The organism is Pseudomonas sp. NPDC077649, assembly GCF_044542855.1.
Lineage (GTDB): Bacteria > Pseudomonadota > Gammaproteobacteria > Pseudomonadales > Pseudomonadaceae > Aquipseudomonas.
Window position 1 is genome coordinate 312,979 of record NZ_JBITVF010000001.1, and the last position, 26,367, is coordinate 339,345.

General features: G+C 68.6%; 21 protein-coding genes, 1 pseudogene and 1 riboswitch. Of the genes and pseudogenes, 6 read left to right on the forward strand and 16 right to left on the reverse strand.

Features of this window, described 5'->3' with window-relative positions:
• Window positions 1–5: 5 nt before the first annotated feature.
• The 8 genes from ACIGFL_RS01325 to thiC all read right to left on the reverse strand — a co-directional run bounded on the left by ACIGFL_RS01325 (window position 6) and on the right by thiC (window position 8,069).
• Complete coding sequence (locus ACIGFL_RS01325; protein ID WP_371921475.1) at window positions 6–491, reverse strand: TIGR02281 family clan AA aspartic protease; 486 nt, start codon at window positions 489–491, stop codon at window positions 6–8.
• 35 nt (window positions 492–526) lie between these two features.
• Window positions 527–1,510, reverse strand: a complete 984-nt coding sequence (locus ACIGFL_RS01330) for an esterase-like activity of phytase family protein (protein WP_397495877.1) — start codon at window positions 1,508–1,510, stop codon at window positions 527–529.
• Window positions 1,510–3,408 (reverse strand): DNA topoisomerase IV subunit B, encoded by a 1,899-nt coding sequence (gene parE / locus ACIGFL_RS01335; protein WP_397495878.1) that lies wholly within the window; start codon window positions 3,406–3,408, stop codon window positions 1,510–1,512. Before parE ends, ACIGFL_RS01330 begins: the two co-directional genes overlap by 1 nt.
• A gap of 15 nt (window positions 3,409–3,423) precedes the next feature.
• Entirely contained in the window at window positions 3,424–4,035 is a 612-nt protein-coding gene (locus ACIGFL_RS01340) for a YqiA/YcfP family alpha/beta fold hydrolase (protein WP_397495879.1), read from the reverse strand.
• A gap of 61 nt (window positions 4,036–4,096) precedes the next feature.
• Window positions 4,097–4,912, reverse strand: a complete 816-nt coding sequence (gene cpdA, locus ACIGFL_RS01345; protein ID WP_397495880.1) for a 3',5'-cyclic-AMP phosphodiesterase — start codon at window positions 4,910–4,912, stop codon at window positions 4,097–4,099.
• Between the two features lie 134 nt (window positions 4,913–5,046).
• Entirely contained in the window at window positions 5,047–5,499 is a 453-nt protein-coding gene (locus tag ACIGFL_RS01350; protein WP_021441927.1) for a DUF1249 domain-containing protein, read from the reverse strand.
• Window positions 5,490–6,089 (reverse strand): NUDIX domain-containing protein, encoded by a 600-nt coding sequence (locus ACIGFL_RS01355; RefSeq protein WP_397495881.1) that lies wholly within the window; start codon window positions 6,087–6,089, stop codon window positions 5,490–5,492. Before ACIGFL_RS01355 ends, ACIGFL_RS01350 begins: the two co-directional genes overlap by 10 nt.
• A 96-nt stretch (window positions 6,090–6,185) precedes the next feature.
• Window positions 6,186–8,069 carry a phosphomethylpyrimidine synthase ThiC gene (gene thiC / locus ACIGFL_RS01360; RefSeq protein WP_031302564.1) on the reverse strand — a complete coding sequence of 628 codons (1,884 nt, stop codon included), beginning with the start codon at window positions 8,067–8,069 and terminating at the stop codon, window positions 6,186–6,188.
• 96 nt (window positions 8,070–8,165) lie between these two features.
• Window positions 8,166–8,272: riboswitch (TPP riboswitch) on the reverse strand.
• Between the two features lie 220 nt (window positions 8,273–8,492).
• On the opposite strand from thiC, the gene ACIGFL_RS01365 reads away from it, so the two are divergent.
• Window positions 8,493–9,935: a TolC family outer membrane protein gene (locus ACIGFL_RS01365; protein WP_021441924.1), complete on the forward strand. Its 1,443-nt coding sequence runs from the start codon at window positions 8,493–8,495 to the stop codon at window positions 9,933–9,935.
• Between the two features lie 65 nt (window positions 9,936–10,000).
• On the opposite strand, the gene waaA is transcribed toward ACIGFL_RS01365, so the two are convergent.
• Together waaA and ACIGFL_RS01375 are read right to left on the reverse strand one after the other, a co-directional pair.
• A complete protein-coding gene (gene waaA / locus ACIGFL_RS01370; RefSeq protein ID WP_397495882.1) occupies window positions 10,001–11,281 on the reverse strand; it encodes a lipid IV(A) 3-deoxy-D-manno-octulosonic acid transferase in 1,281 nt (426 codons plus the stop codon).
• 185 nt (window positions 11,282–11,466) lie between these two features.
• Window positions 11,467–12,354, reverse strand: coding sequence for a LysR family transcriptional regulator (locus ACIGFL_RS01375; protein WP_021441922.1), 888 nt, complete (start codon window positions 12,352–12,354; stop codon window positions 11,467–11,469).
• Between the two features lie 90 nt (window positions 12,355–12,444).
• Between ACIGFL_RS01375 and ACIGFL_RS01380 the strand changes: the two genes are divergently transcribed.
• From ACIGFL_RS01380 to ACIGFL_RS01395, 4 genes and pseudogenes are all read left to right on the forward strand, one after another.
• The gene (locus ACIGFL_RS01380) at window positions 12,445–12,777 is read left to right on the forward strand and encodes a multidrug efflux SMR transporter (protein ID WP_021441921.1); all 333 of its coding nucleotides are present in this window, start codon (window positions 12,445–12,447) and stop codon (window positions 12,775–12,777) included.
• Window positions 12,778–12,845: 68 nt separating this feature from the next.
• A complete protein-coding gene (locus tag ACIGFL_RS01385; RefSeq protein WP_397495884.1) occupies window positions 12,846–14,021 on the forward strand; it encodes an NAD(P)/FAD-dependent oxidoreductase in 1,176 nt (391 codons plus the stop codon).
• Window positions 14,018–14,830, forward strand: coding sequence for an aldo/keto reductase (locus ACIGFL_RS01390; RefSeq protein ID WP_397495885.1), 813 nt, complete (start codon window positions 14,018–14,020; stop codon window positions 14,828–14,830). The genes ACIGFL_RS01385 and ACIGFL_RS01390 overlap by 4 nt, the downstream gene beginning before the upstream one ends.
• A gap of 137 nt (window positions 14,831–14,967) precedes the next feature.
• Window positions 14,968–15,890, forward strand: a pseudogene (locus ACIGFL_RS01395) (metal ABC transporter ATPase); the annotation flags it as partial.
• Here the strand turns inward: ACIGFL_RS01395 and ACIGFL_RS01400 are convergent.
• Entirely contained in the window at window positions 15,888–17,423 is a 1,536-nt protein-coding gene (locus ACIGFL_RS01400) for an AhpA/YtjB family protein (protein WP_397495886.1), read from the reverse strand. The pseudogene ACIGFL_RS01395 and the gene ACIGFL_RS01400 sit on opposite strands and share 3 nt — an antisense overlap.
• 175 nt (window positions 17,424–17,598) lie before the next feature.
• Here ACIGFL_RS01400 and serB point away from each other — a divergent pair, with 175 nt between their 5' ends.
• Entirely contained in the window at window positions 17,599–18,813 is a 1,215-nt protein-coding gene (serB, locus tag ACIGFL_RS01405; protein WP_397495887.1) for a phosphoserine phosphatase SerB, read from the forward strand.
• A 56-nt stretch (window positions 18,814–18,869) separates the two neighbouring features.
• On the opposite strand, the gene ACIGFL_RS01410 is transcribed toward serB, so the two are convergent.
• From ACIGFL_RS01410 to ACIGFL_RS01430, 5 genes are all read right to left on the reverse strand, one after another.
• On the reverse strand, window positions 18,870–20,939 hold the full coding sequence (locus ACIGFL_RS01410) for an EAL domain-containing protein (protein WP_021443120.1): 2,070 nt from the start codon (window positions 20,937–20,939) through the stop codon (window positions 18,870–18,872).
• Window positions 20,940–21,003: 64 nt separating this feature from the next.
• On the reverse strand, window positions 21,004–22,806 hold the full coding sequence (locus tag ACIGFL_RS01415) for a molecular chaperone (RefSeq protein ID WP_397495888.1): 1,803 nt from the start codon (window positions 22,804–22,806) through the stop codon (window positions 21,004–21,006).
• Window positions 22,807–22,974: 168 nt separating this feature from the next.
• Entirely contained in the window at window positions 22,975–23,835 is an 861-nt protein-coding gene (gene asd, locus ACIGFL_RS01420) for an archaetidylserine decarboxylase (RefSeq protein WP_397495889.1), read from the reverse strand.
• Between the two features lie 68 nt (window positions 23,836–23,903).
• Window positions 23,904–24,719, reverse strand: a complete 816-nt coding sequence (locus tag ACIGFL_RS01425; protein ID WP_397495890.1) for a rhodanese-like domain-containing protein — start codon at window positions 24,717–24,719, stop codon at window positions 23,904–23,906.
• Between the two features lie 44 nt (window positions 24,720–24,763).
• Entirely contained in the window at window positions 24,764–26,287 is a 1,524-nt protein-coding gene (locus tag ACIGFL_RS01430) for an HDOD domain-containing protein (RefSeq protein ID WP_397495891.1), read from the reverse strand.
• Window positions 26,288–26,367: the final 80 nt, after the last annotated feature.

Genomic DNA, 26,367 nt, shown 5'->3' on the forward strand with positions numbered 1-26,367 from the left:
GGGCCTCATTGCAAGGTTGATTGGCGCAGCACCAGGGTGCCGCCCTTTTGACTGAATTCGAGTTGTTGCAGCGCGCTCATGCCCAGCAGCACCTCGTCGCCGTCCATGCCCGGGGCGATCAGCGCGGCGACGTCGCGCAGTTCGATATCGCCCAGGCGCAGGCTGGCCAGGCGCGTGCGATGCCCGGTGGCACGGCCGTTGGCGGTGCTGATGACGATCGGCGCGCCGCGCGCCAGGCCAAGGCGCTCGGCCACGGCGCTGGGCACCGCCACCTGGGTCGCGCCGGTGTCGAGCAGGAAGGTCACGTCCTGGCCGTCGATCTGCCCGTTGACCAGGTAATGGCCCTGGCGGCTGCTGGCCAGGCGCACCTCGACGAACCCCTCGCCCTGCACCGATTGCGGCACTTGGTTGGGGTTGCGCTGCTTGTCTTCCCAGTTGCCGAAGAAATGCGTGGCCAGCAGCAGGCCGGCGCCCCAGGCGAGCACCCACATTACCCGTCCGGCGCGGCGGCCGGGCGTCTGCTCGCTCACGGACGACGGCTCCAGCCGCCCTTGGGCGCATTGAAGCGCCAGACCAGGGGGCGTTGCTCGCCGTCGGCGCGGGTCTGGCTACCATTGTCGACGCCGATCCAGGCGCCGTCCTGGTCGATCCACAGCGCTTCGGCCATGCCGTATTTCGGCGGGTAGCGACGCGCTTCGGCCAGCGCCTCGCCGGCGAACGACCAGCACAGCTCGGCCTCGCCGTTGCTCAGGGTGCGGCGGCAGATGCGATGAGCCTGGCGTTCGAGGGTGAACAGCTTCTCGCCGAAGTAGGCCAGGCCGGCGAAGTCGCGCGGTGCGGCGCGGCCGCCGAGCGCTGCGGGCGAGGGCTCTTCGCCGCTCTCGCTGATCAGCACGCAGCCGCCGGTGCAGCGCCAGGTGCTGTTCTGCCGGTGCAGCACGGTGAGGCCGCGGCGGCGCTGTTCGGCGGCCAGCCACAGGCGCTCGCCGCTGGGGTCGACGGCGATGCCCTCGAAGCCCTGGTTGAAGTGCAGCAGCATGCCGCTGGCACGCGCCTGGCGCACCAGACCGCTGGGCAGGTTGAGCCACTGCGCGCTGCCGCTGGGCGCCACCTGCAGCACCGCGGCGCGCGTCTCGCTGACCAGGTAGCGGTTGCCCCGGGCATCGCAGGACAGCCCCTCGAAATCCAGCTTGCCGCCGCGTACCAGGCTGGCGGCCCAGTTGCGCATGCGCAGGCCCCAGGGCAGGGCGCTGTCGGGCGGCTCGGGGGCGACGAAGGGTTCGCCCTCGGCGCGCAGCAGGCCGTCTTCCCGGTGCAGCTGGTAGAGGGTCGCGTCGTCGCGGTCGGACACCGCCCACAGCGCCTCGCCGCACTGGGCCAGGCCGGACAGGTTGCCGCCGGTCATCTCGTTCACCGGGTATTCGGCCTGCAGCTGCAGTTCTTCCAGCGCCGCGGGCTCGGCGTGGGCGCCGCCGGCCAGCAGGCCGAGTGCCAGCAACAGCCTGCGCATCAGGCCAGTACCTCGGCCAGGTTGCCCTTGGTTTCCAGCCAGCTCTTGCGGTCGCCGGCGCGTTTTTTCGCCAGCAGCATGTCCATCACCTCGCGGGTGCCCTCGAAATCGTCCAGGGTCAGCTGCACCAGGCGGCGGGTGTTGGGGTCCATGGTGGTTTCGCGCAGCTGCGGCGGGTTCATCTCGCCGAGGCCCTTGAAGCGGGTCACCTGCGGCTTGCCGCGGCGCTTCTCGGCCACCAGGCGGTCGAGGATGCCGTCGCGCTCGGCGTCGTCGAGGGCATAGAAGATCTCCTTGCCCAGGTCAATGCGGTACAGCGGCGGCATGGCCACGTAGACGTGGCCGGCGTCGACCAGGGCGCGGAAGTGGCGGACGAACAGGGCGCAGAGCAGGGTGGCGATATGCAGGCCGTCGGAGTCGGCGTCGGCGAGGATGCAGATCTTGCCGTAGCGCAGCCCGGAGAGATCGCTGGAGCCGGGGTCGATGCCGATGGCCACGGCGATGTCGTGCACTTCCTGCGAGGCCAGCACCTCGCTGCCGTCGACTTCCCAGGTGTTGAGGATCTTGCCGCGCAGCGGCATGATCGCCTGGAATTCCTTGTCGCGCGCCTGCTTGGCGCTGCCGCCGGCGGAATCGCCCTCGACCAGGAACAGCTCGCAGCGCAGCGGGTTCTGCCCGGCGCAGTCGGCCAGCTTGCCGGGTAGCGCCGGGCCCTGGGTGATCTTCTTGCGCTCGACCTTCTTGCCCGCCTTGAGGCGACGGCCGGCGTTGCTGATGGCCAGCTCGGCCAGGGCCAGGCCGGTTTCCGGGTGGGCGTTGAGCCACAGGCTGAAGGCGTCCTTGACCACGCCGGAGACGAAGGCGGCCGCCTCTCGCGAGGACAGGCGCTCCTTGGTCTGCCCGGAGAACTGGGCGTCCTGCATCTTCATCGAGAGGACGAAGGCGATGCGTTCCCAGACGTCTTCCGGCGCCAGTTTCACCCCGCGCGGCAGCAGGTTGCGGAACTCGCAGAACTCGCGCATGGCGTCCAGCAGGCCCTGGCGCAGGCCGTTGACGTGGGTGCCGCCCTGGGCGGTGGGAATCAGGTTGACGTAGCTTTCCTGCACCGCGTCGCCACCCTCGGGCAGCCACAGCAGGGCCCAGTCCACCGCCTCCTTGTTGCCGGCCAGGCTGCCAACGAAGGGTTCGGCGGGCAGGCGCTCGAACTCGCTGACGGCGTCGACCAGGTAGGAGCGCAGGCCGTCTTCATACAGCCACTCGACCTGCTCGCCGCTGGCTTTGTCGGTGAAGCTGACCGAGAGCCCCGGGCACAGCACGGCCTTGGCCTTGAGCACGTGCTTGAGGCGGCTGACCGAGAACTTGAAGGAGTCGAAATACTTGGCGTCCGGCCAGAAGTGCACGCTGGTGCCGGTGTTGCGCTTGCCCACCGTGCCGACCACTTCCAGCTCGCTGGCCTTGAAGCCGTCGGCGAAGCTCATCTGGTACTCGTTGCCGTCGCGCTTGACGGTCACCACCACGCGGGTCGACAGGGCGTTGACCACGCTGATACCGACGCCGTGCAGGCCGCCGGAGAACTGGTAGTTCTTGTTGGAAAACTTGCCGCCGGCATGCAGCTTGGTGAGGATCAGTTCGACGCCCGGCACGCCTTCTTCCGGGTGGATGTCCACCGGCATGCCGCGGCCGTCGTCGAGCACTTCCAGCGAGTTGTCCTCATGGAGGATCACCTGGATCGACTTGGCATGCCCGGCCAGCGCCTCGTCGACGCTGTTGTCGATGACTTCCTGGGCCAGGTGGTTGGGCCGCGTGGTGTCGGTGTACATGCCCGGGCGCTTGCGCACCGGGTCGAGGCCGGAAAGGACTTCGATGGCGTCGGCGTTATAGGCGTTCTGCTGGGCCATGGGCTCTCTTGTTCGTCAAATGAGTGCGGAAAAGTCGGTATCGCGCCAGAGTGTGGCGTCGATCCCGGCGAAAGCGAAGATCATCGGCAGGTCGGCGGCGAAGCCCTGGAAACCGTGGTCGCCGCCGGCCTGGATGCGCAGGGCGCAGGCCCGGTAGTAGTGTTCGGCGTCGCGGTAGTCGAGGGTCTCGTCGCCGGTCTGCAGCCATACCCGGTAGCGCGCCGGGTCGCTGGGGGGCGCCACCTCCAGCTCGGCCAGGGCCTCGATGTGATCTTCGGTCAGTTCCCAGGTCTCGTCGCTGTAGTAATTCTGCTGCGGGCCGAGGTAGCCGTCGAAACGCAGGTGCGGGCGTACCGCGGGATTGATCAGCAGGGCCTTGAGGCCATGGCGCTCGGCCAGATGGGTGGCGTAGTAGCCGCCCAGGGAGCTGCCCACCAGCACGGGTTGGCCGAGTTCCGCCACCAGGGCTTCGAGCTGCGCCATGGCCTGGCGCGGATGATGGTGCAGCGCCGGCACCCGCAGCCGGGCGTCGAGGCCCAGGCTGCGCATGGCGCGGCTCAGCTGGCTGGCCTTGTGCGAGGCCGGCGAGCTGTTGAGGCCGTGGATATAGAGGATGGATGCGGTCATGGGGCGGGAGGCTACTAGTCCGAGGCCGCAAGCTGCAAGCCTCAAGCTGATTGGGGGTGTTTCAGTAGCCCTTGACGCTGTAATCCACCTCGAAATGGATGCCGGTGACGCGCGATACGCCGGTGTCCAGGCGGCCGTCGGCATGCAGGCGCAGCCAGCGGTAGCCGGGCGCCTCGCTGCCGACCTGGAATTCCTCGCTGCCGGGGGCGAACTGCACGCAGGTGGAGGGCGAGGCGAGCAGACGCAGGTCGCCGCGCTGCTGGTCGAATTCCTGGTGGATATGACCCCAGAGCAGGGCCTTGGCCTGCCGGTGGCGGGCCAGCACGGCGAACAGGGCGTCCGGGTTGCGCAGGCCGATGGGTTCCATCCATTTGCAGCCGATGGACACCGGGTGGTGGTGCAGGCAGATCAGGTGGTGACGCTGCGGCGCCTCGCTCAGCGCCCGCTCCAGCAGCTCAAGCTGGCTGTCCGCGAGAAAGCCGGGCACCGCGCCGGGGATCGAGGAATCGAGCATGACGATGCGCCAGGCACCGAGGTCGATCACCGGCTCCAGCAGCGCGCTGCCGTTGCAGGCGGCCTGCATCGGCGGCACTTCGTCGTGGTTGCCGGCCAGCCAGCGCGCCGGCGCGCCGATGGCGGCGGTGAGCTGGCGGAAACGCTGGTAGGAGGCCTGGCTGCCGTCCTGCGACAGGTCGCCGGTGGCCAGGATCAGGTCGATCTGCGCCTGCTCCTGCTGCACCCGTTCGATCACCCGCTGCAGGCTGTCGCAGGTGTCCATGCCCAGCAGCTTGCCATCCGCTTCGGCGAACAGGTGGCTGTCGGACAGCTGCACCAGCAGGACCGAGGAATCAGCGGAAGGGGTGGGCAGGCTCGGCAAGACCGTCTCCTAGGGCACAATCAGGTGAATTATGGTGGTTGCCGCGCTAAAGGGAAAACCCGCGAAGCGGACGCAGATCACAGAAAAACAGCGTGGCGCCGCGCTATCGGCCGGGCGGTGCGAAGCTTGACGGTTCAGATGACCGGCTGGGGTTCGTGGCCACAGGCCAGGCAATGGCTGAGCCATTCGCCGAGAAACAGGTTGAGCTGGCTCTTCTCGTCCGGCTGGTGCATGGCGGCATTGGGATAAGGGTAGCGGCTGTGCAGGCGGCGGGCATTCTCGGCACCGACCACTTCGGCCATGCGCGCGTCGTGATAGACCCGCACCTCCAGCTGCGGCACCGGCAGCCAGGGCAGGCTGTGCTCCTGGCGGGCGCGCAGGGTGGTGGTGTAGGGGCAGGCTTCGACCACTTCCAGGCTGAGCACGCCGAGCAGGCGGTCGCCCTGGCTCAGGGCCACGCGACGCGCCTGGGGCTCGCTGCGCATGTCCGGCAGCAGGCGCATCAGGCGAGCGTAGTTGGCTTCGCAGGCGGCCTGCAGTTCGACCAGGTCGACCCGGTAGCGCTCGCGCACCAGGTTCACGACCACATCCCCCGCACTTCGTCGCGATTGAGCGCCAGCCATTGCAGGGCGATGATGCTGGCGGCGTTGTCGATGCGGCCGTCCTTCACCGCCTGCAGGGCATCGGCCAGCGGCCAGACGTGCACGCGGATGTCCTCGCCTTCCTCGGCCAGGCCATGCACGCCGCCGGCGCCCTCGCTGCTGCAGCGCCCGACGAACAGGTGCACGCGCTCGTCGGAGCCGCCGGGCGAGGGGTAGTACTGGGTGATCGGCCACAGTGCAGTCAGCTGCAGGTTGGCTTCCTCGACCGCCTCGCGGCGGGCGACCTCCTCGGGTTCTTCGTCCTTGTCGATCAGGCCGGCCACCAGCTCCAGCAGCCAGGGGTTGGCGCGCTTGTCCATGGCCCCGACGCGGAACTGCTCGATCAGCACCACTTCGTCGCGTTGCGCGTCGTAGGGCAGCACGCACACGGCGTCGTGGCGCACGAACAGCTCGCGACTGAGCTGCGGGCCCATGCCGCCGGCGAACTGGCGATGGCGCAGGCGCACCCGGTCGAGCTGGTAGAAGCCACGGAAGCAGGCCTCGCGCTCGATGATGTCGATGTCGTCTTTGCCCATAGGCATCCCCCAACTGGCAGTAACGGGCCAGTTGGCCCGTTACCGATCACACTAGCGAGCTTAGCGCTGCCAGATCAAGCTTCCATGACCAGAGGGCTACACCTTCTGGTACAGCTGGCTGCCCTGGGCCTTGAACTCCTCGGCCTTGGCCTGCATGCCCTGTTCGGCGTCCAGGTCGAGGGTGTCGATACGCTGTTCCTTAGCATAGTCGCGCACTTCCTGAGTGATCTTCATCGAGCAGAACTTCGGCCCGCACATGGAGCAGAAATGCGCCACCTTGGCCGAGTCCTTGGGCAGCGTCTCGTCGTGGAAGGCGCGCGCGGTGTCCGGATCGAGGCCGAGGTTGAATTGGTCTTCCCAGCGGAACTCGAAGCGCGCCTTGGACAGGGCGTTGTCGCGGATCTGCGCGCCCGGGTGGCCCTTGGCCAGGTCGGCGGCGTGGGCGGCGATCTTGTAGGTGATGATGCCGGTCTTGACGTCATCCTTGTTCGGCAGGCCCAGGTGCTCCTTGGGCGTGACGTAGCAGAGCATGGCGCAGCCGAACCAGCCGATCATGGCCGCGCCGATGCCGCTGGTGATGTGGTCGTAGCCGGGGGCGATGTCGGTGGTCAGCGGGCCGAGGGTGTAGAACGGCGCCTCGTCGCAGCATTCCAGCTGCTTGTCCATGTTCTCCTTGATCAGCTGCATCGGCACGTGGCCGGGGCCTTCGATCATGCACTGCACGTCGTGCTTCCAGGCGATCTTGGTCAGCTCGCCGAGGGTCTCCAGCTCGCCGAACTGCGCGGCGTCGTTGGCGTCGGCAATCGAGCCGGGACGCAGGCCGTCGCCCAGCGAGAAGCTGACGTCGTAGGCCTTCATGATTTCGCAGATGTCGTCGAAGTGGGTGTAGAGGAAGTTTTCCTTGTGGTGCGCCAGGCACCACTTGGCCATGATCGAGCCGCCGCGGGAAACGATACCGGTGACGCGTTTCGCCGTGAGCGGCACATAGCGCAGCAACACGCCGGCGTGGATGGTGAAGTAGTCCACGCCCTGCTCGGCCTGCTCGATCAGGGTGTCGCGGAACAGCTCCCAGGTCAGGTCCTCGGCCACGCCGCCGACCTTTTCCAGGGCCTGGTAGATCGGCACGGTGCCTATCGGCACAGGGCTGTTGCGAATGATCCACTCGCGGGTCTCGTGGATATGCTTGCCGGTGGACAGGTCCATCACGGTGTCCGAACCCCAGCGGATGCCCCAGGTCAGCTTGGCCACTTCTTCCTCGATGGAGGAGCCGAGCGCCGAGTTGCCGATATTGCCGTTGATCTTCACCAGGAAGTTGCGGCCGATGATCATCGGCTCCAGTTCCACGTGGTTGATGTTGGCGGGGATGATGGCGCGACCGCGGGCCACTTCGCTGCGCACGAACTCGGGGGTGATTTCCTTCGGAATCGAGGCGCCGAAGCTATGGCCGGCGTGCTGCTCGTTGAGCAGCCCCGCCTCGCGGGCCTCGGCCAGCTTCATGTTTTCGCGGATGGCGACGTATTCCATCTCCGGGGTGATGATGCCCTGCTTGGCGTAGTGCATCTGGCTGACGTTCTTGCCGGCCTTGGCCCGGCGCGGGTTGCGCACGTGGGCGAAGCGCATGGCGGCCAGCTCGGCGTCGCCCAGGCGGCGCTGGCCGAACTCGGAGGACAGTCCCGGCAGCTTTTCGGTATCGCCGCGATCCTCGATCCAGGCGCTGCGCACGTCGGCCAGGCCCTTACGCACGTCGATGGTCACGTTCGGATCGGTATAGGGGCCGGAGGTGTCGTAGACGGTGACCGGCGCGTTGATCTCGCCACCGAAGTCGGTGGGCGTCACGTCCAGGCTGATCTCGCGCATCGGCACGCGGATGTCCGGGCGCGAGCCCTCTACATAGACCTTCTGCGAACGGGGAAAGGGTTGTACGGACTGCTGATCGACCTGAGCCGATTCACTCAGATTCTTTTGTTGTTGTGCACTCATCAAGGCTCTCTCCGGGGATGGTTGTCGGAGCAGAACCTGAGAGAGGAGGGGCGAAGGCGCACCATGGGGCGGTGCCGAGAGGACTCGCCGGTACGCTGGCGAGGACATCTTGTTCCCTACGCAGGCCTTAACCTGATCAGGTTCAACGGGATCCGGCAGCTGCCAATCTCAGCCCCGCATATGGGGCACCCCGACAAGAACCCAGGCAGTCTAATCAAGCTTGAGCGATAAAACCAACCCGAGGGTCAGAAAAGGTCGACCCGTGCGTCGGAAAACGACCGCTAGTGCCACCTGCCGGGCATTGTTCCCGGCGAGCAACATAGCTTGCCGCCAGCTAGACTGATGCCGTCCAAGGTGCGCTTGACCCTCGCCCGCGGCGCCCCGTAGCCTTGCCCATCACCGCCCATTCAAGGATCGACCTTCATGTTGCGCAGACTTTCCCTGGCCGTCGCCATTGCCGCTGTCGCCGCAGGCCTGGCCCAGGCCGAAGAGGCCCCGCTGTCGAGCAAGACCGACCTGGTGACCGTGTACCAGGAAGCGGCGAAGAACAATGCCGATATCGCCGCCGCGCGCGCCGATTACCAGGCGCGCCGGGAAGTGGTGCCGCAGGCCCGCGCCGGGCTGCTGCCCAACCTGTCGGCGGGCGCCACCTACGGCGACACCCGCACCGAGATCGACTCGCCGAGCAACAGCGCCTCGCGCAGCGGCACCACCTACCAGGCCAACCTCAGCCAGCCGCTGTTCCGCGCCGACCGCTGGTTCCAGCTGCAGGCCGCCGAGGCCACCAGCGAGCAGGCCGCGCTGGAGCTGTCGGCCACCGAGCAGAACCTGATCCTGCAGAGCGCCGAGACCTACTTCGCCGTGCTCCGCGCGCAGGACACCCTGGCCTCGACCAAGGCCGAGGAAGCGGCGTTCAAGCGCCAGCTGGACCAGGCCAACGAGCGCTTCGACGTCGGCCTGTCGGACAAGACCGACGTGCTCGAGGCGCAGGCCGGCTTCGACACCGCCCGCGCCAACCGCATCCTCGCCGAACGCGCGGTGGAGGACGCCTTCGAGGCCCTGGTGACCCTGACCAACCGCGACTACGCGGCAGTCGAAGGCATCGTGCATACCCTGCCGGTGCTGGCGCCGACGCCGAACGACGCCAAGTCCTGGGTCGACACCGCCGCCGCGCAGAACCTCAACCTGCAGGCCAGCTACTATGCGGTGGACGCCGCCGAGGAAACCCTGCGCCAGCGCAAGTCCGGCCATGCACCGACCCTGGACGCGGTGGCCAGCTACCAGAAGGGCGATAACGACAGCCTGGGCTTCAGCAACAGCGGCACCTTCGGCAGCCCGACCTACAGCGGCGACGTCTCCCAGCGCTCCATCGGCCTGCAACTGAACATCCCGCTGTACAGCGGCGGCCTGACCAGCTCGCAGGTGCGCGAGGCCTACCAGCGCCTGGGCCAGACCGAGCAGCTGCGCGAGAGCCTGCGCCGCCAGGTGGTGCAGAACACCCGCAACCTGTTCCGTGCGGTGAATACCGACGTGGAAACCGTGCAGGCGCGCAAGCAGTCGATCATCTCCAACCAGAGTGCGCTGGAGGCCACCGAGATCGGCTACCAGGTCGGTACCCGCAACATCGTCGACGTGCTCGACGCCCAGCGTCAGCTGTACAGCTCGGTGCGCAACTACAACGACGCGCGCTACGACTACATCCTCAACAACCTGCGCCTGAAGCAGGCCGCCGGCACCCTCAGCCCGGCCGACCTGGAAGCGCTGGGCAGCTTCCTCAAGCCGGACTACAACCCGGACGAGGACTTCCTGCCGCCGGATCTGGCCTCGGCCGCCGAGGCGCGCCTGCAGGGCGATCCGGATTTCTGAACCACCCGCGTCAAGCAAAAGCCCGACTTCGTGTCGGGCTTTTTCTTGACGCGGGTCGGCAGGGGCTAGGGGCGACGCCCTTCCAGCAGCCTTTGCAGCCCCGCCAGCAAGCGTTGCAGCGCGCCCTGGTTGGCCTTGAGCACGTTCAGGCCGGCCTGGCGCATGCGCTCGCTGCGAGCCGGCTCGCGCCAGAGCGCCGCGACCTCGCCGGCCAGGTCGTCAGCGCCTTGCACCTCGCCCAGTGCGCCGGCTTCGCGCAGCTGCGCGGCGATCTCGAGGAAGTTGAACAGGTGCGGGCCGCTCAGCACCGGTTTGCCCAGGGCCGCCGGCTCCAGCAGGTTGTGCCCGCCGTTGGCCACCAGGCTGCCGCCGACGAACGCCACGTCGGCCAGGGCGTAGAGAAACAGCAGCTCGCCCATGCTGTCGCCGAGCAGCACCTGGTCGCCGGCCTGCACGGCCTCGCCGGTGGAGCGGCGGCGCGTCGTCAGGCCCTGGTGCAGGCACAGCTGATGGACCGAGTTGAAGCGCTCGGGGTGGCGCGGCACCAGAATCAGCAGGGCATCCGGCCTGGAGACCAGGAGCTGCCGATGGGCGGCAAGGACGATCTCGTCTTCGCCGGCATGGGTGCTGGCGGCGATCCACAGCGGGCGCTGCTCGGCCTGCCAGGCGCGGCGCAGTTCGGCGGCGCGTTGCACCAGGCCGGCATCGATCTGCAGGTCGAACTTGATCGAGCCGGTCACCTCGACGCAGTCGCGGCGCGCGCCGAGGGCGAGAAAGCGCTCGGCCTCGGCCTGGGTCTGCACGGCGATCAGCGACAGCTCGGCGAGCATCGGCGCGGTGAGTCGCCTGAAGCGCCCGTAGCCGCGTGCCGAGCGTTCCGACAGCCGCGCGTTGGCAAGCGCCACCGGGATGCCGCGCCTGGCGCACTGGTGGATATGGTTGGGCCACAGCTCGGTTTCCATTACCACGGCCAGGCGCGGCTGCACTCGACGCAGAAAACGCGCGGCGGCCCAAGGCAGGTCGTAGGGCAGGTAGCAATGCTGCACGCCATCGCCGAACAGCGCCTGGATGCGTTCTGAGCCGGTCGGGGTCATGCAGGTCACGGTGATCGGCAGATCGGGATAACGCGCCTGCAGCGCGCGGACCAGCGGTGCGGCGGCGATGCTCTCGCCCACCGACACCGCGTGCACCCAGACGCCGCCCGGTTTCAGCGCTGGCAGGGCGAAGGCAAAACGCTCCTTGATCCGTCGCGCGTAAGCCGGCGCCTTGCGCGCGCGCAGGGCCAGGCGCAGGGCGATCAGGGGCAGGGCCAGGTGCAGCAGCAGGGTATAGAGGTGTCTGTTCATGGGCGCGCAGCTTAGCGGTCGAGGCCCGCTCCTGGAAGTGGACTTAGAGCCCGTTCAACGTCTCGCGAGCTAGAGCAATGCAAGGCAAAAACAGGCGAGGAAGCGGAGTGTGCTTTTGTACATGAGCATTCCGAGCCTGTTTTTAACGCAGCAGTGCCGACGCGCAGCAGAGTTTGGAGGGGCTCTCAGGCCTGCGGGCGCAGCAGCTCGCGCGCCAGGCAGTCGGCCAGCCAGTTGGCCGCCGGGCCGAGCGCGCCGTCGCGGCGGCATACCAGCTCCACCACCAGCGGCAGCGGCGCCCAGTCGCTGCGCAGTTCCTGCAGGTGGCCCTGATAGGTCGGGTACTGCGCCACGTGGCGCGGCAGCCAGGCCCAGCCCAGGCCGCGAATCACCAGCTCGGCCATCACGTAGAAGCTGTCGGCGCGCCACACCAGTGGGCTGATCTGCTCGCCGCCGGGGTAGTGGCTGTCCTGCGGCGTCATCAGCAACTGGCGGTGTTCGGCCAGATCGCGGCGCTCCACGCTGGCACGTCCGGCCAGCGGATGCTGCGGGCTGCATACCGTGACCATCTCGATGGTGCCCAGGCGCTGGCTTTCCAGCTCCCTGGGCATCTGTTCGTGATGAAACAGCAGGCCCAGGTCGGCCTGGCGCTGCAGCAGTTTGCGCGCCACATCGCCCTGGGCACCGCTGGACAGCTGCACCTCGAGCCGGGGAAAGGCCTCGGCCAGCGCCCCCAGGCTGGCCAGTACCGGTTGGTAGGGCATGGCTTCGTCCTGCGCCAGACGCAGGCGCGCCTCCTCGCCGCGCGCCAGACCGAAGGCGCGGCCGTCCAGGCGCTCGCACTGCTGCAGCACGCTGCGGGCTTCCTCCAGCAGGGCCGCACCGGCTTCGGTCAGCTGTGGCTGGCGCCCGCTGCTGCGCTCGAACAGCTGCACGCCGAGGTCGGCTTCGAGCAGGGCGATGGCGGTGCTCACTGCCGACTGGGCGCGCCCCACCTCCCGCGCCACGGCGGAGAAGGAGCGGCATTCGGCCGTGCGGACGAACAGGTGCAGCTGATCGAGGTTCCAGTTCATGGGGTCAACCTATCTGTAATTCAGATTGGTAATGACTTTATCCCATCGCTGACGAGCTTAGAATCGCGCCATCGCTCAGGAGTCGCCGCCATGCCCGGATACCTCTACCTCGCCATCGCCATCGCCGCCGAAGTGGTGGCCACCACCTCGATGAAGGCCATCGACGGCTTCAACAAGCCGCTGCCGCTGCTGCTGGTGGTGGGCGGCTACGCCATCGCCTTCTGGATGCTGACCCTGGTGGTGCGCACCATTCCGGTGGGTATCGCCTACGCCATCTGGGCCGGCCTGGGTATCGTCCTGGTCAGCGTCGCCGCGCTGTTCCTCTACCAGCAGAAGCTCGATCTGCCGGCGGTGCTGGGCATGGGCCTGATCGTCAGCGGGGTGCTGGTGATTCAGCTGTTCTCGCAGTCCACCGGCCACTGACGGCGGCCTCGGGCAGGCCGGCCCGGGCGGGTTATACTTGCGCCCCTGTTTTCCGGCGAGGCCCGTTCATGTCCCAGTCCCTCAGCACCGATGTCCTGATCGTCGGCGGCGGCATCGCCGGCCTCTGGCTCAACGCGCGCCTGCGTCGCCAGGGTTTCGCCACCCTGCTGCTGGAGAGTGGCAGTCTCGGCGGCGGGCAGAGCCTGAAGTCCCAGGGCATCATCCACGGCGGTGCCAAGTACGCCCTGCATGGCGCCCTGAGCGGCGCTTCCGAGGCCATCGCCGACATGCCGCGGCGCTGGCGCGAGGTCCTGGCCGGCGGCGGCGAGCTGGATCTCTCCGGCGTGCGCGTGCTGTCCGAGGCCCACTACCTGTGGTCGCCGGGCACCCTGGCCGGCAACCTCACCAGCTTCTTCGCCAGCAAGGCGGTGCGCGGCCGGGTCGACCAGGTCAAGGGCGAGCAGTTGCCGCCGGCGCTGCAGCACCCGAAATTCAAGGGCAAGGTCTACCGCCTGGCCGAACTGGTGCTCGACGTGCCCAGCCTGATCGCCCGTCTGGCCGAGCTGGCCGGCGACGGCCTGCTGGCGGCCCGGCGGATCGAGCCGCTGCGCGAGGACGGCGAGCTGCGCGGCCTGCGGGTCGACGGTCGCGAGATTCGCGCCCAGCGCGTGGTGCTCAGCGCCGGCGCCGGCAATGCCGAGCTGCTCGCCGCGCTGGGTATCGAACAGCCCAGACAGCAACTGCGCCCGCTGCACATGGTGCTGGCCAAGGGGCCGGCGCTGCAGCCGCTGTACGCCCACTGCCTGGGCGGCGGGCCGAAGCCGCGGGTCACCGTCACCAGCCATCCGGCGGCCGACGGCCAGTGGGTCTGGTACCTCGGCGGCGACCTGGCCGAGGCCGACGGCGTGGCCCGTGACGAGGCCGCGCAGATCCGCGCCGCGCAGCAGGAAATGGCCGAGCTGCTGCCCTGGGTCGACCAGGCGCAGACCCGTTGGGCGACCCTGCGCGTCGATCGTGCCGAGCCGGCGCAGAGCGGCCTGGTGCGCCCGGACAACGCCTTCCTCGCCGAACAGCCGCACCTGCTGGTGGGCTGGCCGACCAAGCTGGCGCTGGCCCCGGACTTCGCCGACCGCGTGCTGGCCGCGCTGGATCGCGACGGCGTGCAGCCCGGCCGCCATGCGCCCTTGCCGGCGCTGCCGCGCCCGGACGTGGCGCAGCCGGTATGGGAGGCGCTGTTGCCATGAAGAGCACCCTGCACGATCTGCATCGCCCGCTGGGGTCCACCGGCCTGCTGGTTTCGCCGCTGGGCCTGGGCACGGTCAAGCTCGGCCGCGACCAGGGGGTGAAGTACCCCAACGGCTTCCGCATCCCCGACGATGCCCAGGCCGCCGCGCTGATCCGCCAGGCCCACGAGCTGGGCATCAACCTGATCGACACCGCGCCGGCCTACGGCCTCAGCGAGCAGCGCCTCGGCCCGCTGCTGCGCGGCCAGCGCGACGCCTGGGTGATCGTCAGCAAGACCGGCGAGGAGTTCGAGCACGGCCAGTCGCGCTTCGACTTCTCCCCGGCGCACACCCGCCTGTCGGTGGAGCGCAGCCTCAAGCGCCTGCAGACCGACCGCATCGACCTGCTGCTGGTGCACTCCGACGGCAACGACCTGGCGGTGCTGCGCGATAGCGGCGTGTACGAGACCCTGGCCGCGCTCAAGCGCGAGGGCAAGATCCTCGCCTACGGCCTGTCCGGCAAGACCGTCGAGGGCGGCCTGCTGGCGCTGCAGCAGGGCGACTGTGCGATGGTCACCTACAACCTCAACGAACAGGGCGAAAAGCCGGTCCTGGACTACGCTGCCAGTCACGCCAAGGGCATCCTGATCAAGAAGGCCCTGGCCAGCGGGCATGCCTGCCTGGGCGCCGGCGTCGATCCGCTGCGCGCCAGCTTCGAACTGATCTTCGATCACCCCGGCGTCAGCAGCGCCATCGTCGGTACCATCAACCCCGCGCACCTGGCGGCCAACGTGGCCACGGCGGCGGCGGTGATCCAGGACATCTGCTGAAACCTGCGCTTACCGGTGGCGGGTTGTCGCTCGGAGCCGCCTTGAGCCATTGTTGCGCTTCACCCTGACCACCCTGCGTCCGCCGGGCAGGCTGTCTGCCGCGCCGGCTGCACGCCCAGCAGGAACGAGGAGTCGAGATGCCGCGTACGCTGATCCGCAAGGACCCGAGCACCTTCAAGACCCTGCCGCTGTTCGTCGAGGCCGGGCCCGAGGGCCTGAGTTACCAGAGCCTGGGCCAGCCGCTGAACTTCCGTCAGATGCTCGAGCGGCGCCGGCCGCTGCAGGTGGCGGACAGCTGGCGCTTCGCCGCGGAGCTGGCCAACCTCGGCGTCTCGGTGCGCCTGACCCTGCGCCTGCATGGCCGCGACTATTGGCTGCTGGTGCGCCAGCGCCGTCCGGATCGCGGCGACACCGTGCTCAAGCTGATTTCCGGCTACGTGCCGGCCCACGAACTGAACCTGCCGCTGCTCACCGCCATCCAGGAAGTGGCCGAGGAATGCCTGCTGGAGACGGCCGATGGCTGGTTGGCCGGGCGCTTCGGCGATACCTGGCTGCCGACGCCCTACCAGGGCGCCCTGCGCTACCGCGAGGCCAGCCACTTCCGCCTCAGCCCGCTGTCCGGCGCGGCGCGCCCGGTGCAGTGCGGCAACCTGACCCTACTGGAGCGCCCGCGTGCCTACGTGCACCTGCCCACCGCCTCGCTGCAGCTGGTCTACGACCTGAGCCTGGAGCTGCCGCGCGACGTGCGCCAATTGAGCCTGTTCCATGTCGACGAATGCCTGGAGGATGGACGCCTGGTCGCGCGCCTGGAGCGGCGCCGGCCGGACCTCTATCTGCTGGCCTTGCAGCAGGGCCTGCCCAGCGGCGAGCTGTTCACCCTGAGCAAGGGCGAACTGCGGCCGGCCAGCACCCGCGGCTTGTGGCTGTCGGAGAGTTTCGCCGAGCAGGACGGCTGGCTGGTGCGTGACGAGCGGATTCGCTGGAAGGATTGGCTGCAGCGCTGTGGCGCGCCAACGCCGCCGCGGTGTGCGCACCAGGCCTGAGCCGTGACCGGGCGTCAGTGCGCCCGGCTTTCGTGCATGCGCGTCAGCTGGCGTTCCAGCAGCGCCGGGTAGGGGTCGAGCAGGCGCTCGACACAGCTGGCGCCTTCCGGGCTGGCGATCGGGCGGATGCGTGCGCGCTGACGCGCCAGGCCATCCTGCGCCACCCGCTGTTCCACCAGCAGCAGATTGCGGCTGTGCTGCGACAGCGCCAGGGCGTCCAGGGCGCTGTCGCTGAGCAGCAGCTCGGCCTGACCGAGGCCGTCCAGGTCGCTGCCCAGGGTCAGGCCCAGCTGCAGTTGCAGGGTGATGCCGCTGTCGGCCACCTCGATCTGCAGGGCGTGGCCGAGGGCGCGCATCAGCTCGCCGCAGCAGATGGCGTGGGTCAGGTAGTCCTCGCCGCATTCCTGTTCGTGGAACAGCATCAGGCTGCTGCCATCCTTGAGCGTGTGCAGCTGGCCCTGATAGAGCGCGGCGGCCTGTTCCAGGCAGCCGCGATAGCGTTCCAGCAGGTCCAGCAGGCGCGTGCGCGGCAGGCGCCGCAGCTGCTCCTGGGCGCCGAGCTGGATGGCCAGCACCGCGCTGGCCTGGGCCTGGCGCGGCGCCGGTGTCGCCGCAGCGGGCGCCTCGGGCTCGTCGCTCAGTTCGGCGAAGGGATCGTCCGGCGCTATCGACTCGGGCCAGGGCTTGAGCGGCTGGTCGCGGTCATCGCCAGGCTCGTTCTCGGCGAAGACGCGCTCGTCGACGATCGGCACCTCGTCGTCCAGCTCGGCGAAGGCGCTGTCGTCCTGTTCGTCCGGGTAGGCGTCGCTGTCGGCGAAAGCGGGTTCGTCGTCGAACTCCGGCTCGGGCTCCGGTTTTTCCGGCACCAGACGGGACTGCAGCTGGCGCGCCAGGTCGCCGATCTCGTCGTTGCGCCCGGCGCCGGGGGCGGGGTCGTCCGGGTCGCGCAGCCACAGGCGCAGCTGCAGCAGCGGGGTGGAGATATGCCGGCCCAGACGCATGCTCAGCGACAGGGTCAGGGCCAGCAGGATCAGGCTGAGAATGCCCATGCTCTGCAGGCTGATGGTCATCGGCTGCTGGAACTGGCGCATGTCCAGGCTGATGCGCAACTGCCCGGCGATCACCTCCTGGAAGGTGATGGGCGTGGAGTACAGCCCTTCGCTCTCGCCCAGCACGCTGCGCGTCGGGCGTGCGCCGGCCTCGGCGAGGATGCGGTTGTCCACGCTGTAGATGGCGGCGTGGGCCACCAGCGGGTTCTTCGCCAGGTTGTTCAGCAGCACGTTGAGGCTGAGGATGTCGTTGGACACCAGCAGTTCGGTGGCCGAGCTGGCGGTCTGGGTGATCAGGCTCTGGCCGAGGGCGTCGGCCTGCTGCTGCATGGCCTGCTTGAACTGCATGCCCATGACCCAGGCGTAGATCAGCATGGCCAGCGCCACCAGCAGCAGGCTGTGGCTGGCAATGCGCAGGACCAGGGGCACGCGCCGCTGGCGCAGGGCGTGGAAGATCAGCAGGAAGAAATTATCGGGTTTGACGGGCGCGGGCCGGTTCACAGAGCACGGCTCTTGTCGACTGAAGTTGCCGCGCAGTATAGCGGTCGCCCTGTGGCGGGCAAAGCGGCGAGCGTGCCCGTCTGGCGCGGAACTGGGTAGAATGTGCGCCTTTTCCTCGGCCTGGTGGTCGTTCGCCGCCTCATGCCTCTCAATCGTCTGCCCCGGAGGGTGCGCCTTGCGCGAAATCGTCCTGATCAACATCACCGGCGAAGACCGCCCCGGTCTTACCGCCGCCATCACCGGCGTGCTGGCCCAGGGCGGGGTGAATATCCTCGACATCGGCCAGGCGGTGATCCACGACACCCTGTCGTTCGGCATCCTCATCGAGATACCCGACAACGCCCGCGCCCAGTCGGTGCTCAAGGAAGTGTTGTTCACCGGCTACGAGCTGGACCAGCAGGTGCGCTTCACCCCGGTCTCGGAGGAGGATTACCGGCAGTGGGTGGGCGGCCAGGGCAAGGCCCGGCATATCGTCACCCTGCTGACGCGCAAGGTCAGCGCCGAGCAGCTGCAGCGGGTCAGCGCCATCACCGCCAAGTACGGTCTGAATATCGACCATATCGACCGTCTGTCCGGGCGCATGCCGCTGGACATGCCGGCCGAGCAGGGCAAGGGCTGCATCGAGTTCTCGGTGCGCGGCGAGCCGGCCGACCCGGCGGCGCTGCGTGCCGAGTTCCTCAGCGTGGCGCAGGAACTCAACGTCGACATCGCCTTCCAGCGCGACTCGGTGTTCCGCCGCAACCGCCGCCTGGCGGTCTTCGACATGGATTCGACGCTGATCGAGGCCGAGGTGATCGACGAGCTGGCCAAGGCCGCCGGCGTCGGCGAGCAGGTGGCCGAGATCACCGAGCGGGCCATGCGCGGCGAGCTGGATTTCGCCGCCAGCTTCAGGGAGCGCCTGGGCCTGCTCAAGGGCCTGTCCGAGGACGTGCTGGAGGAAATCGGCGCCTCGCTGCGCCTGACCGAGGGCGCCGAGACGCTGTTCGCCGAACTGGGGCGCCTGGGCTATAAGACCGCCATCCTCTCCGGCGGCTTCACCTACTTCGCCAAGCAGCTGCAGGCCAAGCTGGGCATCGACTACGTGTTCGCCAACGAGCTGCAGATCGAAGACGGCAAGGTCACCGGCGTGGCGGTGGAGCCCATAGTCGACGCCCAGCGCAAGGCCGACCTGCTGCGTCAGCTGGCCGAGCGCGAAGGCCTGCAGCTGGAGCAGACCATCGCTGTCGGCGACGGCGCCAACGACCTGCCGATGCTCGGCCTGGCCGGTCTCGGCGTGGCCTTTCGCGCCAAGCCGCTGGTCAAACAGTCGGCCAAGCAGGCGATCTCCACCCTGGGCCTGGACGGCATCCTCTACCTGCTCGGCTTTCGCGACCGCGAAGGCCAGGAGTAACAGCGTCGCCCAGAAAAAAGCCGCCCTTCGAGGCGGCTTTTTCGTTGCGGCGCGGGTTACTCGTCGCCGGCGGAGAAGTCGTAGTCCATCGACTGGCTCGGCCCCTGCAGGTAGTAGCCCTGGATGAAGTTGACCCCGGCCTGCCAGAGGGTCGCCAGCACGCTGGCGCTCTCGACGAAGGGCACTATGGTCAGCTTGGCCTGGGCGTGCAGGCTGCTCAGCAGGGTCTTCAGCGCTTCCTGGTTGTCGGCGTTACCCAGCTCCTGGGAGAAGGAGCCGTCGATCTTGACGAAGTCCACCTGCAGGTGCTTGAGCGTGTTGAAGGGGTTGAGCGCGCAGCCGAACTGGCTCAGCGCCACCTTGCAGTGCAGCTCGGCCAGACCCTGGGTCAGCACCTTGGCCTGTTTCAGGTAGGCGATGGCATCCGGTTCGCTGAACTGGAACACCAGCGCGTCGGACGGCAGGCGCGCCGCCTTGAGCGCCACGCTGAGCCAGGGCAGCAGGGTCTGGTCCTGCAGGCTGGCGCTGGACAGGTGGACGAACAGGCGGGTGTTGTGGCCCTTGGCGCGGTGGTCGGCGAGCAGCTTGATCGAGTTGAGGACCACCCAGCGATCGATCTTCTCGCCCAGGCCGGCATCCTTGGCGGCGGCGAGAAACTCGGTCGGCGGCACTTCCTCGCCCTGCGGGCTGAGCAGGCGCAGCAGCACCTCGTAGTGCTCGTGGGCGTCGCCGCGCAGGCTGATGATCGGCTGGAACAGCAGGCGGAAGCTGTTGTTCTCCAGCGCCTGCTGCACCATCGCCAGCAGGTTGCCGCGGTTGGCCGCGGCGGCCAGTTCGTCGGCCGGGTTGAACAGCTTCAGCGCATTGCCCTCGGCCAGCTCGTCGGCGCAGCGGTGGGCGCGGTCGATGACTGCCTGGGCCTTGGCGGTCTTCTCGCTGAGGCCGGCGACGCCGATCGACAGGCTGGTCTGCACCGTGCGGCCGTTGACGTCGAACATGTGCCCTTCGACCTTCTTTAGCAGCGCGGCGAGGCTGTCCTCGCACTGTTCGGGCGTCTGCCCCGGCAGCAGGGCGGCGAACACGTCGTCGCCGAAGCGCGCCAGCTGGGTGTCGGCGGCGAAGTGCGCGCGCAGCAGGCCGGTCAGGTCGGTGAGCAGCAGGTCGATGCCGGCCAGGCCGATCTCGCCCTGCAGGCCGGCGTAGCGGTCGACGCGGATATAGGCCAGGGCGGACGGCTGCCCGGCGTTGACCGCGCGCTCGGCGGCGGCGTCCATCAGCTCGAGGAAATGGTTGCGGTTGAACAGGCCGGTGACCAGGTCCTGGCTGCTGATCTCGCGCAGCTTCTCCTCCAGCTCGGCGTTGGAGGTCTCGGCGCGGATCACCACTTGGATGCACGGCTCGCCGTCGTAGGTGGCCGGGGAGAAGCTCATCTGTGCGGCGAAGCTGCTGCCGTCGGCGCGCACGCCCTGACAGGCCAGCTCGGCATTGCCCTCGGCGCTCTGGTAGTTCTTCAGGAAGTCCTTGAACGCGCCCTGATCGGCACTGGCGATCAGGTCGATCATCGGCATGCCTTCCAGTTCTTCGCCGTCCTCGTACCTGAACAGCTCCAGGTAGGCGCGGTTGGCGTAGATGTGCATGCCGTCGTGGACGTAGGTGATGGCGTCCACCGAGCTTTCCAGCAGCAGCTGGCAGCGCTTTTCCGCCTCGCGCAGGGCCACTTCGGCGGCGCGGCGGGCGCGGCGTTCCTCGAGGTTGGCCAGCTCGCGCTTGGCCACCAGCACCAGGCGCTCGTCCTCACCCTGCGGCAGGGCGTCCTGCGCGCCGAACAGCAGCGCCTCGGTGATGAGTTCGGAATCGTTGCCCTCGACCAGCTGCAGCACCGGGATGTCCTTGGCCTGGCGGCGAATGGCGCCGATCGCCTCGCCGGGGTCGAGCTGCTCGCTGCTCGGTGCGCAGATCAGCAGATCCCAGGTCTGTTGCAGGGTCTCGGCGAGGTCATCGCTGGAGCTAAGGCGGTGCACGCGGGTGGCGTGTCCGGCATTGCGGAACAGACTGACCAGGCGCTCGGCTTCGTTCTGCGAATCCTCGAGAATCAGCAGGCGGATGGTTTTCTTTTCGATGGCCATAGGATGGGGTCAATACCGCGCCGAACGGGCGCGAAAAGGCGACAAATGGTGAGTTGGCCGCAGCCTACAGCGACTTCCAGAGTGAGTCAAAATCTTCCTCCCCGGCCGGTTTCTGGCTTTGCGAGGCTGTGACCGGCTTCCCGGCGGCGCCTTCTTTGGCACCGACGCGGTGATACTCGAACTGGTTGAAGCTGCCGGTACTGGCCTGTTTGCGGGTCAGCACCGCGCGGTGTTCCTCGCCGTGGTCGTTGATCAGCACCTTGCTGCCTTCCTGGAACGGCAGGCGCGGCGTGATCAGGCTGGCCGGGCGCGAGATGGCGCTGATCTCCGGCAGCAGCAGAGCGCGCAGGTACTGGCTGTACTGCTCGGCCTTGCGCACCAGTTGCAGGCCGCAGGAGCGGGCATGCGGAGCGATCAGCTCGATGCCCATCTGCGTGCCGCCGCCGCGCACCTGGCGGATCCAACGCACGATGGCCACGCTCCAGCCCTGGCTGGGACTGTCCTGCACGCCGAGCAGTTCGCCGGCCTGCAACTGGGCGGGCACTTCCTTGGCCCAGGACAGGCAGTAGCCGCCGGGGCTGTGGTTGACGATGGCCAGCGCGTAAGTGGGATAGCTTTCATTGCTGCTTTCCGGCTCGGCGGGCTGCTCGCCGGTACTGACCTTGCTGTACTGGATTTCTTCGAAGTGGAAGTCGCTGCCGATGCGCTGCGCGTCGAAGGCGTTGGCCCAGACGTCCGGGGCGCCGGTCGCGGGCTTGAACACCGCGGCGCCGGCCTCGCTGGGGCGCTTGAGCACCTCGCCGAAGGACTGTTCGCCGGCGAGGAAGAAATGCAGCGCACTCATGCCGATGCACAGGGTCAGGTTGCCGCGGCCGCTGGTGCGCTGGAAGGTGCGCTCGGCGATATCGCCCCAGGCGGCACCGACGTGTTGCAGCAGGTCCAGGCTCATGCCTTCGGGCACCGGCAGGCGCGATCTGGGCCGGTCCTCCTCTGGCAGCAGCAGGTATTCCCTGATCGCGTCCACCAGCGGCTGCGGGTCGATGCCCAGCAGGTTGTGCAGTTCGTTGTCGGGGTACAGCGACTTGTAGCGCGGCGGGCCGTCCACCTGCGGGGAGAGTACGAACAGGCTGCTCGGCAGGTCGCCGGCCTGCAGGCTGACCAGTGCGCTCCAGGGCTCCAGCGCTTCGGCCAGGCGGGCGATGCCGTGCTGGCGCATCTGGTTGGTGCGCGCGCAGCCGAGCAGCAGGGCGATCAGGTAGCACTGCTCGGTGCTCAGGGCGGGCGAATGGCGCGCCAGCGGGTCGCGGATCGCCTGGCGCTGCAGGCGCTGCTCACTGGCGATCTGATACAGCTGGTGCAGTTCCAGCCACAGGCCTTCGGGCACCGGGCAGTACAGCTGGCTGGCGCGGATCAGCGGGTTGCACAGGCTGTGGCTGGCGCGCTGCAGGGCAACGGCGAGCAGCTGGTCGCGCTCCTTGCCGCTGCGCGCCATGGCCCGCGAGATGATCAGCTTGTAGCCGACGGCCAGGTGGTTCTGCAGCGCCTGGCACAGGTTGGCGACCTTGCGTGGGCGCTCGTCGAGGACGATGGCCTGGTTGAGGAAGTGGCGTTCCAGGTGCTGGCAGACGAAGTGCACTTCCGGGCGCAGCAGCTCCAGCAGTCGCAGGCGGTTTTCCGAGGGGGTGAGGAATTGGTTGAGTTCCACCAGGCTCTGGTACAGCTGGCGCGCGGTCTCACCGATGTTGGCCTTGGGCAGGGCGGCGAGCCAGCGCTTGAGGTCGCGGGGGCTGCCGTCGCAGAAGCTCAGGCTTGGCTTGCTCGGGGTGGGGACACGCAACAGCAGTAGGTGGGGACTCTGTTTATCCATCAAACTCGGATACTCCGGCCACGCAAAGGCTAGCGGCTCTCGTAATAGTCTCGCGAACTCTAGCAGCATCTCGCCGCGGTCGCAGCCCATCCCGGGGACGGGCGGCCCTGCCAGAGTACGCAACTATGACCAGGCGGTCTGCGACCGGGTTCAGTGCCGCGGCGTTGCTCAGGCCTCGGCGTGGCCCAGCAACTGGCCCATGCGCACGGCGCTGCCGGCGCCCAGTTCGGCGGCCCACTGCACCTGCTGCGGGCCGAACAGCACGATGGCGGTGGAGCCCAGCTTGAAGCGACCGAGTTCGGCGCCCTTGGCCAGTTCGATCGGCGCGCGCGCGGCGGCGTCGTAACGGGTGTTCTTCAGCTCGCGCTTGGGCGGGGTGACCAGGCCGGCCCAGACCGTCTCGACGCTGGCGACTATCATCGCGCCGACCAGCACCACGGCCATCGGCCCGCGCTCGGTGTCGAACAGGCAGACCACCCGCTCGTTGCGGGCGAACAGCTCGGGCACGTTCTCCGCGGTGGTCTGGTTGACCGAGAACAGCCGCCCCGGCACATAGACCATCTCGCGCAGGGTCCCCGCCAGCGGCATATGCACGCGGTGGTAGTCCTTGGGTGACAGGTACACGGTGGCGAACTGGCCGCCCATGAAGGGCGCGGCGCGCTCGGCGTCGCCGCCGAGCAGTTCGACGGCGCTGAAGCTGTGGCCCTTGGCCTGGAACAGGCGGCCGTGCTCGATGGCGCCGAGCTGGCTGATGGCGCCGTCGGCCGGGCAGAGGATGGCGCCGGGGGTCTCGTCCAGCGGGCGGGCGCCGTCCTTCAGGGCGCGGGTGAAGAAGGCGTTGAAGTGCTCGTAGGTGCGCAGGTCCTCGACCCGGGCTTCGCTCATGTTCACCTGGTAGCGCTTGGCGAACCAGGTGATCAGCGGGTTCTTCAGCCAGCCGATGCGGCATTCGGCGACGCAGCCGATCAGCCGCGACAGCAGGTGGTGGGGCAGCAGGTACTGGCTGAGGATAAACAGGCGTTGTTTCATCGTGTGTCCTTGAGGGTTCGGAGCCGGTGCTGAGGCAGCCGGCGCGTGCAGCTGATTGGCGTCCGGGTTCAGCGCTCGATCGGGGTATCGGGCAGGTTGCCCCACTCGGCCCAGGAGCCGGCGTAGGCCTTGACCCGCGGATAGCCCAGCGCCTTGGCCACCACGTAGGTGAAGCCGGAGCGGCGGTGGGTCTGGCAGTGGGTGATCACTTCCTTGTCGGGGGTGATGCCCAGATCCTGCAGCACTTCGGCGATGTCGTCGCGGATGCGCAGGCCGCGCTGCGGATCCATGCCGGCGGTCCACTCGAAGTTGACCGCACCGGGGATATGGCCGCCGCGCGCCGAGCTGAGTTTCTCGCCACGGTATTCGTCCGCGCCGCGGGCGTCCCAGATCGCCAGGTCGGCGGCGCCCAGGCGCGCCTGCACATAGTCGCGGCTGGCCGTCGGCTCGTCGTGCAGGGTCAGCGCCACCGGCGTGTGCTGCGCCGGCGGGCTGTCCTGGCTCAGTGCGCGGCCCTCGCCGATCCAGGCCTGCAGGCCGCCATTGAGGAAGTGGTAGCGGCTGTGGCCGATCACGTCGAGCAGCCAGATGAAGCGCCCGGCCCAGGGCCCGCCCTCGTCGTCGTAGACCACGTAGGTGGCGTCCGGACGATGGCCCAGTTCGGCGAACAGCGCTTCGAGCTGCGCCTGTGGCGGGACCAGGCCGGGGGCGGGCGGGCGGCCCAGCTGGGTGCGCTTGCTGTCGACCCAGCGCGCGCCGGGGATATGCCCGGCGGCATAGCGCGTCGCGCCGCTGAGGTCGACCAGAATCAGCTCGGCGGCGTCCAGGCGGCTGGCCAGCTCGGCGGGCTCGATCACCAGGGGCAGGTTGGCGAAGGCGGACATGGAGGCCTCCTCGAATGAAAAGAGGCCGATTGTAGCGGAAAGGGCTAGCGCCCGCGCCTGGCGAAGCTGGCCAGGGCGCGCTCGATGCATTGCACGGTTTTACCGAAGGCCTGCAGGCCGAGCTCGTTGAACGGCTGGCCGCCCTGGTCGGCGACCAGCAGCATGACCACCCGGCCATTGCTGGCCAGCGAGCGCAGCAGCAGGTGTTCGCCGGGGAACAGCGCCTTCAGGCTGCCCGGCAGCAGGGCGGAGAACTGGGCGATATTGGTCGGGCTCAGGCGCAGCTGGCCGGGTTCGGCGAGCAGCCGGCGCAGCACCTGGCTGTGCGCCGGGTCCAGGCTCAGGGCGCTGGCGGCCGGCTCCAGCCCCGCCTGCTGCTGGGCCTGCAGGCGGCTGTGCTGACGATCGGCGAGTAGCAACAGCACCCGGTTCAGGCCGCAGGCCTGCACGGCGTCGCGGGCGCAGGCGGTCAGCTGCAGGACGTTGGCGAAGGTGCTGGGCTCGGCCAGCAGGCGGGCGCAGTGCTGGCGCCAGGCGTCGAGGGCGTCGCTCCTGGGCGCCGGCGCCGGGCTGCGCGGCGGGTTCAGGCGACGGGCGTCCCAGGGCCAAAGCAGGGCCTGGGCCGGGTGCCAGAGCTGGGCGTCGTGGTTCAGGCGTGCGCTGCTCACCGCGTGTCGGTGCACTTCCTGCTGCACCTCGGCCAGCGGCAGCTGCAGGTAGAGCCCGGTCAGGCACTGCCAGCGCAGGCTGTGCGGGGCGTTCCAGGCCTGGTGCGCCGACAGCGCCAGGCCGTTGGCCAGCAGCACGCAGTTGCTCGGCTGGGTCAGCCAGCGGCGCAAGGGGATGTCGGCATCGAGCAACTGCTGCTGGTGCAGCGGGTGCTGGTTGTCGCGGGCGATATGCAGCGCCTTGACCAGCAGGCGGCGGTCGCGCTCCAGCAGGCGGTAGCCCTGCACTATCCACTCTGGCAGGCGCCAGCGTTCGGCCAGTTGCAGGCACAGCTGCAGCAGCGGTACGCCGAGCAGCTCCTGCTCCACCTTGGCCGGCCGCTCGCCCTTGGCCAGGATGCGCTGCTCCCAGGCCTCGAACAGCTGCGGATGGGCGCATAGCAGCGGCCAGAGCGGGGCGAGAAACAGCAGGCTGCAGCCATGCAGTTCGTTCCACAGGCGCGCCAGACGTGCGCCGAACAGGCCGCGCGCCTGCTGGCTGGCATGCTGGCTGATCAGCAGGAGCTGGCGCAGGGCCGGCGGGATTTCCCCTGCCGGCAGGGCGGGGGCCTGGTTGAGCAGGGTTTCGCAGCGCTTCAGGCCGAGGCGGGCCAGCGCGGTCTCCAGGCTGTCGGCCGGGTCGCTGAGGGTGCCGCCGGCCTGGTTGGCCTCGCGCAGCACCTGCAGGGCGAAGGTCGGGCTGAGTTCGATCGCCTCGGCGATCTCGCCCCAGGTGCGGCGGCCGTCGCCGAGGATGCGCCGCAGGCGTGCATGCTGCTCCTGCTCGATCGGCAGGGGCAGCTTGGCCAGCTGTTGCAGCCAGGCGTCGAGGGTGCGTGGCAGGGGCTTTGGCGTCGACATGTGAGTTGAGCCGAACTGGCTTTTGACCTTAACTGGCTATAGTCTGGCGTATAAGTTCCGATAATTAGAAGGGTTGTTTT

Coding starts and splice junctions, on each gene's coding strand:
- ACIGFL_RS01330 (WP_397495877.1), bottom strand. CDS start 1,510: ATGCGCAGGCTGTTGCTGGCACTCGGCCTGCTGGCCGGCGGCGCCCAC.
- waaA (WP_397495882.1), bottom strand. CDS start 11,281: ATGAACAGACACCTCTATACCCTGCTGCTGCACCTGGCCCTGCCCCTG.
- asd (WP_397495889.1), bottom strand. CDS start 23,835: ATGAAACAACGCCTGTTTATCCTCAGCCAGTACCTGCTGCCCCACCAC.
- ACIGFL_RS01380 (WP_021441921.1), top strand. CDS start 12,445: ATGCCCGGATACCTCTACCTCGCCATCGCCATCGCCGCCGAAGTGGTG.
- parE (WP_397495878.1), bottom strand. CDS start 3,408: ATGGCCCAGCAGAACGCCTATAACGCCGACGCCATCGAAGTCCTTTCC.
- ACIGFL_RS01365 (WP_021441924.1), top strand. CDS start 8,493: ATGTTGCGCAGACTTTCCCTGGCCGTCGCCATTGCCGCTGTCGCCGCA.
- ACIGFL_RS01410 (WP_021443120.1), bottom strand. CDS start 20,939: ATGGCCATCGAAAAGAAAACCATCCGCCTGCTGATTCTCGAGGATTCG.
- ACIGFL_RS01415 (WP_397495888.1), bottom strand. CDS start 22,806: ATGGATAAACAGAGTCCCCACCTACTGCTGTTGCGTGTCCCCACCCCG.
- ACIGFL_RS01430 (WP_397495891.1), bottom strand. CDS start 26,287: ATGTCGACGCCAAAGCCCCTGCCACGCACCCTCGACGCCTGGCTGCAA.
- ACIGFL_RS01340 (WP_397495879.1), bottom strand. CDS start 4,035: ATGACCGCATCCATCCTCTATATCCACGGCCTCAACAGCTCGCCGGCC.
- ACIGFL_RS01325 (WP_371921475.1), bottom strand. CDS start 491: ATGTGGGTGCTCGCCTGGGGCGCCGGCCTGCTGCTGGCCACGCATTTC.
- ACIGFL_RS01375 (WP_021441922.1), bottom strand. CDS start 12,354: ATGAACTGGAACCTCGATCAGCTGCACCTGTTCGTCCGCACGGCCGAA.
- ACIGFL_RS01390 (WP_397495885.1), top strand. CDS start 14,018: ATGAAGAGCACCCTGCACGATCTGCATCGCCCGCTGGGGTCCACCGGC.
- ACIGFL_RS01385 (WP_397495884.1), top strand. CDS start 12,846: ATGTCCCAGTCCCTCAGCACCGATGTCCTGATCGTCGGCGGCGGCATC.
- ACIGFL_RS01355 (WP_397495881.1), bottom strand. CDS start 6,089: ATGGGCAAAGACGACATCGACATCATCGAGCGCGAGGCCTGCTTCCGT.
- thiC (WP_031302564.1), bottom strand. CDS start 8,069: ATGAGTGCACAACAACAAAAGAATCTGAGTGAATCGGCTCAGGTCGAT.
- ACIGFL_RS01425 (WP_397495890.1), bottom strand. CDS start 24,719: ATGTCCGCCTTCGCCAACCTGCCCCTGGTGATCGAGCCCGCCGAGCTG.